Raw genomic sequence first — 14,027 nt, 5'->3', positions numbered from 1 at the left:
GAGTCACGACTCCTTAAACTTGCCACGTGGGTACTCATCGCAGCGGGACCAGATCTCGAAGTATCAGCAAAGGTCCGGTTATCGCGGCATCGGTACTCGTGCTGGTGATCGTGGCCGTGTTCGCCTGGTTCCAGCTCAGCGATCGCGCCGCGAGCACCGACGTCGCGGCGGCCGCCGAATGTGTCGAGGGACCGGCGACGCTGGACGTGACCGTCGATCCGGCGATCGCGGGCCCGGTGCGCGCCGCCGCCGATCGCTACAACGCGACCAAGCCGCGGGTGCGCGATCACTGCGCCCAGGTGAAGGTGTCGGCCCGGCCGTCGGCCGCCCTGGTCGCGGGGCTGGCCGATCCCGGCACGTGGGACCCGGCGCTGGGCCCCGAGCCGGGACTGTGGATCGCCGATTCGACCCGGTCGATCGAGCTGGTGCGGGTGCCCGGCTTGATCGAGGGCACGCCCGCCTCCATCGCCACCAGCCCGATCGTGCTCGCCGTGCCCGACGCGCTGCGCCAAGCCCTCGAACAGCATCAGATCGCCTGGTCCGATCTGCCGCGCCTGCAGCAGGGCTCGCTCGACGAGCTCGGCCTGACCGGCTGGGGTGGCCTGCGAATGGCGCTACCCGCGGGCGATGCCACCACCGCGGCGGCCGCTTCGATCGGGGCCGCGGTCTCGGGAACCGAGCCGCTGACCGCGCAGGCCGCCGCTTCCGGCCAGGTCGTCGCCGCGATCTCCGGACTGGCCGCGAGCGCCCAGACCCCCGCCGACCTGATGACCGCGATGGCCGCGATCACCGCCGACCCCACCGCCGACGAGGTGCACGCCGTCGCCGCGACCGCCCAGCAGCTCGGCACCGGCGGCCTGACCGCGTTCCGGCCCGTCGGCACCGCGCCGCTCGCGGACTACCCCGCCGCGCTGCTGTCTGGCCCGTGGGTCGACAAGACCCAGAACCTCATCGCCTCCCGCTTCATCGACTTCCTGCGCGCCCCGGAGCAGGCGGCCGCGCTGGCCACCGACGGCTTCGGCCCGGCCATCGGATCCGCACCGCCGAACCCGGACAAGGCGGCGCTGCAGAAGGTGCAGAACACCCTGGCCAACCCGGTGCTCGGGGTGAACGCGACGGTGCTGCTCGACGTGTCGTCGTCGATGGGCACCACCGACGGATCGAGGACCCGCCTCGCGAACGCGGGCGCGGCGCTCGCCTCGACGCTGACGGTGATGCCGCCGGACTTCGGCCTCGGGCTGTGGACCTTCGGCAAGAACCTCGACGGCACCACCCCGTACCAGGTGCAGGTCCCCACCGGCCTGCTGACCGACACCCAGCGCACTGCTGTCGGGTCGGCGGTCACCAGCACCAAGGCGACCCAGAGCACGACCGATCAGGCCTACCCGAGCCTGCTCGCCGCCTACCGTGCCGCGGTCGCCGCCTACTCCCCCGGCCGCACCAACTCGATTCTGGTCATCACCGACGGACCCGACGACGACTCGACGCTCACCGGTACGGCCCTGGTCAACGAGATCACCGCCGCGACGACCGCGGGCAAGCCCGTCCGGATCGACGTCGTAGTGGTCGGCGGCCAGGGCACCCAGACCCTGCAGACCCTCGCGCAGCAGACCGGCGGTACCTACACCCGGGTGCCGACGAGCAACGACCTCGGCTTCGGCACCGCCGTCGTGAAGGCGCTCACCACGCCCTGACCCTCCGCAAACGGCCGCGCGGACAACAGCATTCGTTCGCGCGGGCGGGGATCGGTGGTGTGAACCCACGCACCACCGGGTACCCGCAACCCACTGCGTTCGGCCGATCCGCGGCGGGGAGACGATCGGCGCCAGCCCGCTGACCATCTCGCAGATCTCCATCGATCACCTCGCCGAGGTCCTGCTCGACCTCCGCGCCGCCGACCCGGCCCGGCCGACCACCCGGGTCTACGCGCAGACCGAGCACACCGGAACCGGCGTCGCCCGCCTGCTGGCGGCGTTCGGTTTCGCCGACACCGGGGTGGTGACCGGTGACGGCTATCTGCTGCGGATGCTGGAGATACCGCTGGGCGCGATCGATGCGGCGGCGGCACCGACCGCGCCCCGGGCTGCGCGCGCTGCTCGCGCGGTTGCGGTCCTCAGCCGGGTGAGACCTCCACCAGCGCACCGGATTCCATCGCGATCCAGAGGTGGCCGCGCGCGTCGGCGGTGAGCCCGTGCGGTTCGGCCCCGGGCAAGGTCAGGTGGTCGATCTCGCCCTCGGTGCTGATCCGGCCGAGCTTTCCGCTCGCCCATTCGGTGAACCACAGCGCGCCGTCACGTCCGGCGACGATCGCGTGCGGGCGCGCCGCCGGGTCGGGCAGCGCGAATTCGGTGATCGTCCCATCGGTCCCGATGCGCCCGATGGCGCCCGCCCCGATCTCGGTGAACCACAGCGCGTCGTCGGGTCCGGCGGTGATCCCTACCGGGGCGGCGCCGGGCGTCGGCAGCGGGAACCGGGTGAGGGTGAGGTCACGGTCGACCCGGCCGATCGCATTGCCCTGGTTCACCGTGAACCACAGCGCGCCATCGGGTCCCGCGGTGATCATCGACGGCATCCCGTCGACGTCGACGTGCTCGACGGTGCCGTCGGCGCCGAGCCGCCCCACCCGGCCGGCCTGCAACGCGGTGAACCAGAGTGCCCCGTCGGGTCCGGCGCACACGCCGTAGGGTCCGTCCAGCGCGATGCTCGTGACGGCGCCGTCGAGGGTGCGGCGACCGAGCCAGCCGCCCTGGAATTCGGTGAACCACAACGCCGCATCCGGTCCGGTCACGATCACCGTCGGTTGCCCGTCGGCCGGATCGAGCGGAAAGATCCGTATGTCGCCCTCGGCGTAGCGGCCGATAGCGCCGTGGGCGACGAGCGTGAACCACAGCGCGTCGTCGGGCCCGACCGTCACCCCGTACGGCGCGCCCGGCACCTCGATCACCTGCACGATGTCAGCCAAAGTCCTGAATTCCCTTCTGTATTCCCCGGAATCGCCGACGCAGCGCCCGGTCGTGCGAGACCACGACCACCGCGCCCCGGTAGTCGTGCAGCGCGCGTTCGATCTCGTCGACCACCGTGAGCGACAGGTGGTTGGTGGGCTCGTCGAGCAGCAGTAGATCGTGTTCGCCCGCGAGCACCCGCGCCAGGGACAGCCTGCGCCGCTGCCCCTCCGACAAGCTGCCGACGGGACGATCCAGCAGTTCCGGCGCGAACAGCCCGGTCGCCAGCAGCGCGGCCCGGCCGAAACCGTAGGCCTCGGTGACGCTGCGGTCCGGATCGAAGCGTTCCTCCTGACGCAGGTATCCCACCCGGCCCGGCGCCCCCGCGTGGATCGCGTCGAGCAACGTCGACTTTCCCGCGCCGTTGGGACCGTGGATGAGCAGCCGTCCCCGGGCGCCCAGCGTCACGGGACCGATGGTGAATTCCGCCGCCGACCCGGCCGTCGCGAACCGTCCGCGGAACCGCAGTGGTTCGGGCGGGCAGGGCACCGGGTGCTCCCGCAACCGGCGCAGGCGCTCGGCAGTCCGGCGCACCCGGGACGCGACCGAACTCTGGACCCGGCCGGCGTTGCGGTCGTAGGCCATCTTGTTGTTGTCCGTCATCGCCCGGCCGTGCGCCACCTGCAGGGCGGTCGTGGTCGCGAACTCCTCCAAGCGCCCGATCTCGGTGCGCCACTGCGCGTATGCCTGCTCCCAGCGCACCCGCGCCGCCGCCTTCTCGGACAGGAACCCGCTGTAGCCGCCGCCGAACCGGGTCAGGCCCCGGTCGGCCACCTCGATGATCGCGGTCGCCACGCGGTCGAGAAAGATCCGGTCGTGCGAGACCAGGACGACCGTGCCGCGGTGGGTGCGCAGCCGCTCCTCGAGCCAGGACAGCGCGCTCTCGTCGAGGTGATTGGTGGGCTCGTCGAGCAGCAGCACCTCCGGCGAGGCGGCGAGCAGGCAGGCCAGGCCGAGCCGGGCCCGCTCGCCGCCCGAGAGACTGTCCAGCCGCCGCGACCGGTCGATCCCGGCCAGCCCGAGCCCGTGCGTCGATGCCTCCACCCTGGCGTCGGCCGCGTAGCCGTCGCGCGCCTCGAAGCGGGTGAGCAGTTCGCCGTAGCGCTCCATGTCCTGCGCCTCGGCGGCGGCCTGCATGTCGCGCTCGAGCCCGCGTAGCTCCGCCAGCGCCGCTTCGACGGCCGCCTCGACGGTGTCGCCGGACAGGGTTTGCGCGAGGTGGCCGACGCCACCGTCGGCGGTGACGCTGATCGATCCGGCGTCGGCATGCTCGGCCCCGGCCAGCAGCCGCAGCAATGTCGACTTCCCTGATCCGTTCTCCCCGACGATGCCGACCCGCTCACCGGGCCGGATGGTCGCGGTGACCGCGTCCAGCACCGGCAGGTCCGCGTAGGACTTCGACACGCCCCGCAAGGTCAGTTGAGTGGTCAAACAGCGCTCCAATCGCAACTTGTGTAGCTTTAAATGTACAAACCTCCGCCAACTAACGCAACAGGAGTTGATTTTGGAACCGCAACGGCGCCCCGGTGGGCGAAGCGCGCGAGTGCGGGAAGCCGTCCTCGATGCGACGACGGCCGAGCTCGCCGAGCACGGCTACCAGGGTCTGACCGTCGACGCTGTCGCACAGCGAGCGGGGGTGCACAAGACCACCGTCTACCGGCGCTGGCGGAGCCCCGAGGGCCTGGTCGCCGACGCACTCGACCGGGCCGCGGGTCGCTCGTGGGCGATCCCGGACACCGGCAGCCTCACCGGCGACCTGCGCGCGCTCGCCGAGCTGCTGCGCACCGGTTTCACCGATCACGAATCAGGAACGGTGGCAACAGCTTTCGTCATCGCGGGCATGCAGAACCCGGTGGCTGCAGACGCCCTGCGGACGTTCTACGCGGCCCGGCACCGGGAGGCGGCGGTCATCATCGATCGGGCGGTCGCGCGAGGCGAACTCGCATCCGAGGTGGCCGGGACCGAGGTCGTCCGGTTCGCGGTGGCGCCCCTGTTCCACCGGCTGTTCGTCACCCACGAGCCGGTGACGGCCGCGCACGCGCGCCAGGCCGCCGACGCGGCGGTCGTGCTCGCCCGATCGGGCCTGCTGGCCGCGGCACCCGAATAGTCCCCGAACCGGTACAGACGACACGGGCCCCGCCGAACGGTGTCGGCGGGGCCCGTTTCCGGAGTTATCAGCCCTCGTACGCGTCCAGCGGCGGGCACGAGCAGACCAGGTTGCGGTCACCGAACGCGCCGTCGATGCGACGCACCGACGGCCACACCTTCGGGCGGGTGTGCCCGATGCCGCGCGGGTAGACCGCGACCTCGCGGCTGTAGGGGTGATCCCACTCGCCGACCAGGCTCGCCGCGGTGTGCGGTGCGCCGCGCAGCGGGTTGTCGGTCACCGGCCACACGCCGGCGCCGACCTGATCGATCTCGCCGCGGATGGCGATCATGGCCGCGATGAACTCGTCGAGTTCCTCGAGGTTCTCGCTCTCGGTGGGCTCCACCATCAGGGTGCCCGCCACCGGGAAGCTCATGGTGGGGGCGTGGAAGCCGTAGTCGGCCAGGCGCTTGGCCACGTCGTCGACGGTGACACCGGTCTGCTTGGTGATCTCGCGCAGATCGAGGATGCACTCGTGGGCGACCATGCCGTTCTCGCCGGTGTAGAGCACCGGGAAGTAGGCGTCGAGGCGGCGGGCGATGTAGTTGGCCGAGGCGATCGCGGTCAGCGTCGCCGCGCGCAGGCCCTGCGCGCCCATCATCCGGATGTAGGCCCAGGTGATCGGCAGGATCGAGGCCGAGCCGTAGTTCGCCGCCGACACCGCGTGCGAGCCCGCTTCGCGCGGGTCGCCGGGCAGGTACTGGGCCAGGTGCGAGCGCACCGCCACCGGGCCGACACCGGGACCGCCGCCACCGTGCGGGATGCAGAAGGTCTTGTGCAGGTTCAGGTGGCTGACGTCGCCGCCGAAGCGGCCCGGACGGGCCAGGCCGACCAGAGCGTTGAGGTTGGCACCGTCGACGTAGACCTGACCGCCGGCGTCGTGCACGAGCGCGCACAGCTCGGCGACCTCGTGCTCGTACACGCCGTGGGTGGACGGGTAGGTGATCATGATGCAGGCCAGCCGGTCGGCGTGGTCGGCGATCTTGGCGCGCAGGTCGTCGAGGTCGACATCGCCGTTCTCGCGGCATTTGACCACCTCGACCCGCATGCCGACCATGGCCGCCGAGGCCGCGTTGGTGCCGTGCGCGCTGGACGGGATCAGGCAGGTGTCACGGTGGTCGTCGCCGCGATCGAGGTGGTAGCGGCGGATCGCCAGCAGGCCCGCGTACTCGCCCTGGCTGCCGGCGTTGGGCTGCAGGCTCACCGCGTCGTAGCCGGTGATCTCCGACAGCCACTGCTCCAGGTCGCCGATCAGCTTCAGGATGCCGGGCACGTCCTCGGTGGGCGCGAACGGGTGCAGGCGGGCGAAGCCGGGCCAGGTAATGGCCTCCATCTCGGCGGTCGCGTTGAGCTTCATGGTGCAGGAACCGAGCGGAATCATGCTGCGGTCCAACGCGATGTCCTTGTCCGACAGCGAACGCAGGTAGCGCAGCATGGCGGTCTCGGTGTGGTGGCGGGTGAACGCCGGATGCGTCAGGTAGTCCGAGGTGCGGGTCTCGATCGCGGTGGGCTGGACACTGCTGCTCGCGTCGGGGGCCTGTGCGGTGCCGAAGGATTCGACGACGGCGGCCACGTGCGCGTCGGTGGTGGCCTCGTCGCAGGCGATCGCGACGTGGTCGGCGTCGACCAGGCGCAGGTTGATTCCCTGCGACTTCGCCTTGGCGACAACGGCTTCCGCGCCGCCGGGCACGTGTGCCAGCACGGTGTCGAAGAAGGTGTCGTGCACCAGCGCCGCGCCGATCCCGGACGCCACGGCCGCCGCGTGCGCGTGCACCCGGCGGGCGATGGCGCGCAGCCCGTTCGCACCGTGGTAGCTGGCGTACATGGCGGCGACGATGGCCAGCAGCACCTGCGCGGTACAGATGTTGGAGGTGGCCTTCTCACGGCGGATGTGCTGCTCCCGCGTCTGCAGGGCCAGGCGGTAGGCGGGGGCGCCGTCGGCGTCGACCGACACGCCGACCAGCCGGCCGGGCAGCTGCCGGGCGAAGGTGGTGCGCACGGCGAGGTAGCCGGCATGCGGGCCGCCGAAGCCCATCGGCACGCCGAAACGCTGGGTGGTGCCGAAGCACACGTCGGCGCCCTGCTCGCCGGGCGGGGTGATCAGGGTCAGGGCCAGCAGGTCGGCGCCCGCGGCGACCAGCGCGCCGCGCTCGTGGGCGGCACTGAACAGCGCGGTCCAGTCGGCGATCCGGCCGGACGCACCCGGGGTCTGCACGATGACGCCGAAGAAATCACCGTCGGGCAGCACGCCGGTCGACAGGTCGGCCTCGACAAGTTCGATGCCCAGCGGCTCGGCCCTGGTGCCGATGATGGTCTTGGTCTGCGGGAACAGGTCGGCGTCGAGGAGCAGCCGGTTCGACGTGGACTTGCCCGCGCGGCGCAGCAGCGTCATCGCCTCGGCGGCGGCGGTGGCCTCGTCGAGCATGGAGGCGTTGGCGACGTCCATGCCGGTCAGATCCGACACCATGGTCTGGAAGTTGAGCAGCGCCTCGAGGCGGCCCTGGCTGATCTCGGGCTGGTACGGGGTGTAAGCGGTGTACCACGCCGGGTTCTCCAGCAGGTTGCGCACCAGCACCGGCGGGGTGAGCGTGTCGTAGTAGCCCAGGCCGATCATCGAGGTGGCGACGGTGTTGGAGTGCGCCAGCGCGGCCAGTTCGGCGAGCACCTCGTGCTCGGTGCCGGGCGCGGGCAGGGCGCCGAGACCGGACTCGTCGAGGATGGTCGCGGGCAGCGCCGTGGTCGCGAGCGCGTCGAGGGACTCGACGCCGACGGTCGCGAGGATCCGGGCGAGTTCGTCGGAATCGGGTCCGATGTGGCGGTCGGCGAACGAACGGGTCACGGCAGCTCCAAGGTCGGGCGGGTCGACCAGGTGGTCGACGGGTACCAGCCCTCCCCCTCTGTCGTGGCGCCTGAGAGATTCGGTGACCCGACCGCGGACGGCCGTGCCCCTTTCCCCGTGGGCGGGCAGCCTGAAGCCACCGCTTTCCAGAGGCGTCGAATCACCGTGCGGTCCCTGTTGCCTGAGAGATTGACGGGGAGGTGCTGCTCCTTCGGCGCCCGGACTCTACGAACCCAAGACTCTCCCGCACGGCGGCGACGCTCACCCAGTCTAATGGCACGGCGAACCACCGCTGTCACGCACACGATGTAGTGCTCGTCACGCAAGCCACGATCACGCAAGCGCATGGGTAACTCACCGGGAACATCGAACCCGCACCCACATCACCGCCGGCCGCGTGCGCTCGCTGGCCCGCGCCTGAGTCCGCCCCGAAAACGCGGGGTGGCGGACCAAGCGCTCGTCACTAACCGGTCTTGCGGTTCTCCCGCACCTTGCGGCGGTAGGACAGTTCGTCCTCGGGTCGATCGGTGATCTCGGTGGCCCGCTCGGCCGGGAAGTCGGCGATCGCGCCGGTCAGTTCCCGCATGGCGCCGCTGACCGCGATCCCGAAGACACCCTGCCCGCCCTGCAGTAAATCGACGACCTCCTCGGGCGAGGTGCACTCGTACACCGTGGTCCCGTCGGAGAAGAGCGTGATCCCGGCCAGATCCTGCACGCCGCGGCTGCGCAGATGATCGACGGCGATCCGGATGTTCTGTAAAGAGACGCCCGCGTCCAGCAGCCGCTTCACGATCTTGAGGACCAGGATGTCCTTGAACGAGTACAGCCGCTGGCTACCCGACCCGGCGGCGCCACGGATCGACGGTACGACCAGCCCGGTCCGTGCCCAGTAGTCGAGCTGACGGTAGGTGATGCCCGCGACCTGACACGCGCTCGGCACCCGGTAGCCGACCAGATCGTCCGGAACCGAGTCGTCCGGGAACAAGCCAGGCTGCACCACATCCTGCGATTGCTCTTCCACTGACCACTCCTTGCTCTGCCGACGTTCTCGAGTACCGGAGTCACGACGGATGTTGCCCGACTTTCGAGGTTACTCCTGCCATTGTCGGACCTGCACCGTTGTCGCACCAAGCACCGCGCGCGGCGATTCCCTCGACCTCTACTTCAGGTCTAGAAGATCGGGATGTGAATCAGCTGTCCGTGGCTTTGAAGTCGTCGGGTGAGACGGACTCGAGGAATTCCTTGAACTTCTCCACCTCGTCCTCGCGCTCGTCGGGCATCACCAGCCCGGCCTCGGCGAGTACCGGTTCCTCGGCGAAGATCGGGCAGCCGACGCGCAGCGCGATGGCCACCGAGTCCGACGGCCGCGCCGAGACCCGCAGGTCGCCGTCGAAGACCAGATCGGCGTAGAAGGTGCCCTCCTGCAGATCGACGATCCGCACTTCCTTGAGGGTATGCCCGAGCTCGGTGATCAGAATCTTGATCAGATCGTGAGTGAGCGGACGGATCGGCGTGACGCCCTCCTGCTCGAGCACGATCGCGGTGGCCTCGGCCTGCCCGATCCAGATCGGCAGGTAGCGCTCGCCCGCCGCCTCCCGCAGCAGCAGCACGGGCTGGTTCTGTGGCTGCTCGACACGGATGCCGATGACGCGCATCTCGCTCATGAAGTCTGCCTCCCATACTCGCCGCCGGCCGGCAGGAGCACTGCCCAGCTCGCCGTACACACGAGTCTAGGCGAATTCCGGGCGGTGCAACGAGGACGCCCGAGCCGAAATCGGCGTGTTGCCGGGGTGATACCCGATCCGGCGCTCGGGTGTGTCAGTTACCGAGGGCGGCCCGCACGGCCGCCTTCACCAGTGCCGCGTGCAGATTCAGCGACAATGCCGCCAGTTCGCGGACGGTCTCCTCGGCGCGGGCGCGCGCGTCGGCGTCGCGGCTCTTGGCGATCGGCGCGGCGATCTGGGCGACCAGGGCCGCCTCGCGATCGGCGGCCAGCTTGAACGCGCGCAGATGCCGGGCCTCCAGCCCGAATTCGGCCATCGACTTGGCCGCGCGGGCCAGCGTCACCGCGTCGGATTCGAAGAAGCCGCCCGCACCGGGGACGATCAGTCCGGCGCGCAGCAGGTCGTCGAGAAAACGGTCGTCGATGCCCGCTTTGGCGAGCAGATCGCCCCGAGTGAGCCGGACCCCGACGTCGAAGCGCAATTCGTCCGGCGTGATCTCGCCGGGAACGACACCGAGCCTGCGGGGCTGGGCCGGACTGGGCTCGCCGTCGGTGTCCGCGCGCGCGGAGCCGGACAGCGACTGCCCGGCCTCCGCGGCGCTGTGGCGGGAGTGCGCCCTGGCGCGCGCTTCACGCACGCCCAGGGTCGCCGCACCACTGTCGATCGCTTCGAGCTGCTCCTTGATCACCTTCAGCGGCAGGTACTGATCGCGTTGCGCGGTCAGTACGAAGCGCAGCCGTTCGTAATCGGCCACCGAGAACCGCCGGTACCCCGACGGCGTTCGTTCCGGCCGGATCAGGCCCTCGGATTCGAGGAACCGGATCTTCGAGATGGTGATGTCAGGAAAATCTGGTCGCAGCAGGTCGAGCACGGAGCCGATCGACATTCCTCCGCGCGCCCACTGCGCCGCCCCCGTCACAGCACTGCGCCCCGCACGGACACCAGCACCGTAGGGGTCATCGCGACCCCGCGCCCGACGCCGACTCGTTCGCCTGCGCGCGCGGACCGGTCAGGAAGACCAGCCGGAACTTGCCGATCTGGACCTCGTCGCCGTTCTGCAGCTCCGAGGAGTCCACCGGCTCCCGATTGACGTAGGTGCCGTTGAGGCTGCCCACATCGACGACCTGGAACGAGTCGTCGTCCTGGCGGAACTCCGCGTGCCGGCGGCTGACGGTGACGTCGTCGAGAAAGATGTCACTGTCGGGATGGCGACCGGCCGAGGTGGTCGGCTGATCCAGCAGGAAGCGCGAGCCCGCGTTCGGGCCGCGCTTGACCACCAGGAGGGCCGCGCCGACCGGCAGGCCCTCGACGCCCTGCACCGGCTGTTCGCCGGTCGGCTCTCCGGAGCGCGACGCGTCGACCTCGTTGAGGAAGTCCGCGCGGAAGACCGACGTCGTCTCGGCCGCGGTCTCCCCGTAACCCGGGTCCCTGTTCTCGCTCACCGTTTCTCTCCTCCTCGAACCTGATTATCCATGCAAGCAGGTGCTGTATTCGGCGACACGACCGGCGCGATCACATCGCCAGGAAAAAATTCCCGGCGTCGATTCCCCGACGTATCCGCTTGGCTTTGACCGTACCCTGCCGGGGCGTGCCCGTGCAGGGAGAACTGTGAAGGCTTACTCAGCCCCCGATAACTCCTTGATAACCCGCCGCATCCAGCAGTTCACCGAGTGCGGAATCGAGGGTGGCCGCGTCGTCGAAGGCGAGTTCGAACAGCCAGCCCTCGTCGTACGGATCGCTGTTGAGCGTCTCCGGTGCCGAGACCAGATCCTCGTTCACCGCAACGACTTTGCCGCTCAGCGGGGCGTAGATGTCGGACACGCTCTTGGTCGACTCGACCTCGGCGACGCTCTCACCCGCGGTCACGTCCTTGTCGACGTCGGGCAGCTGTACGAACACGACGTCACCCAGCTGTGACTGGGCGTAGTCGGTGATGCCGACACGAACCGCCGTGGGGCCGGTCCGCCGCACCCATTCGTGCTCCTCGGTGTAGCGCAGATCCTCAGGGGTCCGGGTCACAGGACGTCCTTTCGTCGTCAACGTTGCACGCAACAGTATCGACTAGCTCCCGCGGTGCGGCACAGGCGGTATCGATCGCGCGACCGCGACCGCCAGCCCCGCGTAGAGCACCCCCGTCCAGACGTAGAGCGCGGTGCCCCAGATCAGCAGTGCCCAGCCGAATGCCCAGCCGAAACCTGCCCCTGCCCAGTCCATCTCCCCCGTGAGCAGCCACGGCAGGGCCGACATCAGCGCGAAGGTGGCCGCCTTGCCCAGGTAGATCACCTCGGGGGCGGGCAGGTCACGGCGCTTGTATACCGACAGGGTCACGGTGAGTACCAGATCGCGACCGATCAGGATCACGGCGATCCACCACGGGATCAGGCCGCGTGCGACGAACGCCACGAGCGTCGTCACGAGGTATAACCGGTCCACTAGCGGATCGAGCAGCGCGCCCAGCCGGGAGGACTGGTCGAGCAGGCGGGCCAGTTTGCCGTCGAGGAAATCGGTGACACCGCTCGCGATCAGCAGCGTGAACGCCCAGCCGTCCGCGTGGCGGACCAGCATCAACCACAGGAATATCGGGATACCGATCAGCCGGAGCAGGCTCAGCACGTTGGGCACGGTCAGGATGCGGTCGCTGAACACGCCACCGGTTTCGGTGTCGTTGGTGCCCGGCGTTCCCGATTCGGTTGCCACGCCCCTGCATACCGCACCGACCCCCGCTCGCGCCATCCGGCCACGCCGAAAACCCTCGGGCGTGTCCGGTTGCCGCGCGGTCGCGATGCCCACGGTCCCCCGACCCGCTAGCCTGGGCAGTTGTGTCCGACAGTGGTCCAGATCTGCGCTCCTACGTTTCCGCCGAGGACGCTCGCGAGCGCGGCCGCGCCGCGCGCGAGCGCGTGCCGGTCGATACGCGCGACCGGGCCGTCGCGAGCCCCGACCGGCCGACCGTGCTCGAGTTCGTCGAGGCGAGCAACCGGGGCCGGATCGAGCGGCTGGTCCCCCTGCGGATCGGCCGGATGGCCGCGTCCCCGTTCACCTTCTTCCGTGGCGCCGCCGGGCTGATGGCGGCCGACCTGGCCGCGGGTCCCGACAGCGGACTGGCCGCCCAGATCTGCGGCGATGCCCACGCCGCCAACTTCGGCCTCTACGGCACCCAGCGCGGCGAGATCGTCATGGACATCAACGATTTCGACGAGACCGTGCTCGGGCCCTGGGAATGGGACCTGGAGCGGCTGGCCGCCAGCCTGGTCCTGGCCGGGCGCGAGAGCGGCGCCGCCGAGGACGACTGCGTGCGGGCCGCGCGCGACGCCGCCCGTTTCTACCGGCAGACCGCCGCCGAGCTCGCCGAGATGCCGTTCATGCAGTCCTGGACCGCGCTGCCCGACGAGTCGATCCTGGGCAAGGCCAAGGCCGACGACCTGATCGACGACTTCAAGAAGGCCGCCAAGAAGGCCCGCAAGAACACCAGCGCCAAGGTCGTGGCGAAGTGGACCGAGCACCTCGACGATCACGAGACCGGCATCCGCAAGCACCGCTTCGTCAGCGATCCGCCGATCCTGACCCCGGTCGACGCCGCGGTCGCCGACGCTGTGATCGACGGCCTGGAGCGGTACGCGAGCACCATCCGCGAGTCGCGTCGCGCCCTGCTGGCGCGCTTCGCGGTCTCGGATGTGGCGTTCCGGATCGTCGGCACCGGCAGTGTCGGCCTGCACAGCTATGTGGCGCTGCTGCACGGCAACGACGGCGAGTCGCTGGTGCTGCAGGTCAAGCAGGCCAGGCCGTCCGCGCTGGCGCCCTTCCTGCCGCCGGTCGCGGCACGCCACGAAGGCGAGCGGATCGCGGCGGGCGCGCGCAGCGTGCAGTCCGAGACCGACATCCTGCTCGGCTGGACCACCGTCGACCTGGACGAGCCGCTGCCGTTCATCGTCCGCCAGTTCCGCAATCTCAAGGGCAGCATCGACCCGGCCGGGCTCTCCGCCGACGACCTCGACGACTACGGCAGGCTCGCGGGCGCACTGCTGGCCAGGGCGCACTCGCGCTCGCTGGACCCGCGCACCCTGGCCGGCTATTTCGAGGCCGACGACGAGGCGTTCGACGAGGCGGTGGCCGCCTACGCGGTACGTTATGCCGACCGGACCGAGGCCGATCACGCCGAGCTGGTCGCGGCCGTCGCGGCGGGCCGGATCGCCGCCGAACCGAGCTGAACACCAGCGGCATCCTGCCGGGCATCCACCGGTTGTCGAGCTACGATGTACGCCAACGGTTCTCGGCCCGCGGCGCCAACGACCCAGAAGGGCGGACTCCATGCTCGT

At 70.2% G+C, this 14,027-nt stretch carries 12 protein-coding genes and 1 riboswitch; of the genes, 3 read left to right on the top strand and 9 right to left on the bottom strand.

The genetic code is table 11. The features are described from left to right. The first annotated feature begins 26 nt into the window (after positions 1-26). The gene (locus tag NV348_RS32140; RefSeq protein ID WP_447150237.1) at positions 27-1,694 is read left to right on the top strand and encodes a VWA domain-containing protein; all 1,668 of its coding nucleotides are present in this window, start codon (positions 27-29) and stop codon (positions 1,692-1,694) included. A 419-nt stretch (positions 1,695-2,113) separates the two neighbouring features. Here the strand turns inward: NV348_RS32140 and NV348_RS32135 are convergent, their stop codons facing one another. Then, complete coding sequence (locus tag NV348_RS32135) at positions 2,114-2,962, bottom strand: Vgb family protein (RefSeq protein WP_447150236.1); 849 nt, start codon at positions 2,960-2,962, stop codon at positions 2,114-2,116. Next, complete coding sequence (locus tag NV348_RS32130) at positions 2,955-4,433, bottom strand: ABC-F family ATP-binding cassette domain-containing protein (RefSeq protein ID WP_447150235.1); 1,479 nt, start codon at positions 4,431-4,433, stop codon at positions 2,955-2,957. Before NV348_RS32130 ends, NV348_RS32135 begins: the two co-directional genes overlap by 8 nt. A 73-nt stretch (positions 4,434-4,506) precedes the next feature. Between NV348_RS32130 and NV348_RS32125 the strand changes: the two genes are divergently transcribed. Then, the gene (locus NV348_RS32125) at positions 4,507-5,109 is read left to right on the top strand and encodes a TetR/AcrR family transcriptional regulator (protein ID WP_447150234.1); all 603 of its coding nucleotides are present in this window, start codon (positions 4,507-4,509) and stop codon (positions 5,107-5,109) included. Positions 5,110-5,176: 67 nt separating this feature from the next. On the opposite strand, the gene gcvP is transcribed toward NV348_RS32125, so the two are convergent. From gcvP to NV348_RS32090, 7 genes are all read right to left on the bottom strand, one after another. After that, positions 5,177-7,987, bottom strand: a complete 2,811-nt coding sequence (gene gcvP / locus NV348_RS32120) for an aminomethyl-transferring glycine dehydrogenase (RefSeq protein WP_447150233.1) — start codon at positions 7,985-7,987, stop codon at positions 5,177-5,179. A gap of 158 nt (positions 7,988-8,145) precedes the next feature. Continuing rightward, a riboswitch (glycine riboswitch) is annotated at positions 8,146-8,244 on the bottom strand. A 206-nt stretch (positions 8,245-8,450) separates the two neighbouring features. Next, positions 8,451-9,008 carry a MerR family transcriptional regulator gene (locus tag NV348_RS32115; RefSeq protein ID WP_218716388.1) on the bottom strand — a complete coding sequence of 186 codons (558 nt, stop codon included), beginning with the start codon at positions 9,006-9,008 and terminating at the stop codon, positions 8,451-8,453. A gap of 169 nt (positions 9,009-9,177) precedes the next feature. Beyond that, entirely contained in the window at positions 9,178-9,651 is a 474-nt protein-coding gene (locus tag NV348_RS32110; protein WP_019046780.1) for a bifunctional nuclease family protein, read from the bottom strand. Positions 9,652-9,805: 154 nt separating this feature from the next. Continuing rightward, positions 9,806-10,597, bottom strand: coding sequence for a transcriptional regulator FtsR (gene ftsR, locus NV348_RS32105; RefSeq protein ID WP_447150232.1), 792 nt, complete (start codon positions 10,595-10,597; stop codon positions 9,806-9,808). A gap of 70 nt (positions 10,598-10,667) precedes the next feature. Continuing rightward, on the bottom strand, positions 10,668-11,153 hold the full coding sequence (gene odhI, locus NV348_RS32100; protein ID WP_110041099.1) for an oxoglutarate dehydrogenase inhibitor Odhl: 486 nt from the start codon (positions 11,151-11,153) through the stop codon (positions 10,668-10,670). Between the two features lie 178 nt (positions 11,154-11,331). Continuing rightward, positions 11,332-11,730: a glycine cleavage system protein GcvH gene (gene gcvH, locus NV348_RS32095; RefSeq protein WP_447150231.1), complete on the bottom strand. Its 399-nt coding sequence runs from the start codon at positions 11,728-11,730 to the stop codon at positions 11,332-11,334. 42 nt (positions 11,731-11,772) lie between these two features. Next, positions 11,773-12,408, bottom strand: coding sequence for a CDP-alcohol phosphatidyltransferase family protein (locus tag NV348_RS32090; protein WP_447150230.1), 636 nt, complete (start codon positions 12,406-12,408; stop codon positions 11,773-11,775). A gap of 122 nt (positions 12,409-12,530) precedes the next feature. Here NV348_RS32090 and NV348_RS32085 point away from each other — a divergent pair, with 122 nt between their 5' ends. After that, positions 12,531-13,919 carry a DUF2252 domain-containing protein gene (locus NV348_RS32085; RefSeq protein WP_447150229.1) on the top strand — a complete coding sequence of 463 codons (1,389 nt, stop codon included), beginning with the start codon at positions 12,531-12,533 and terminating at the stop codon, positions 13,917-13,919. The last annotated feature ends 108 nt before the right edge of the window (positions 13,920-14,027 follow it).

The organism is Nocardia fodinahabitans (assembly GCF_052983615.1).
The sequence above is the reverse complement of the archived record's forward strand: the minus strand, read 5'-3'. Positions and strand labels throughout refer to the sequence as shown.

Bases quoted from the DNA above. Each gene is read 5' to 3' on its own strand.
- NV348_RS32110 (WP_019046780.1), bottom strand. From the start codon at position 9,651: ATGAGCGAGATGCGCGTCATCGGCATCCGTGTCGAGCAGCCACAGAAC.
- ftsR (WP_447150232.1), bottom strand. From the start codon at position 10,597: ATGTCGATCGGCTCCGTGCTCGACCTGCTGCGACCAGATTTTCCTGAC.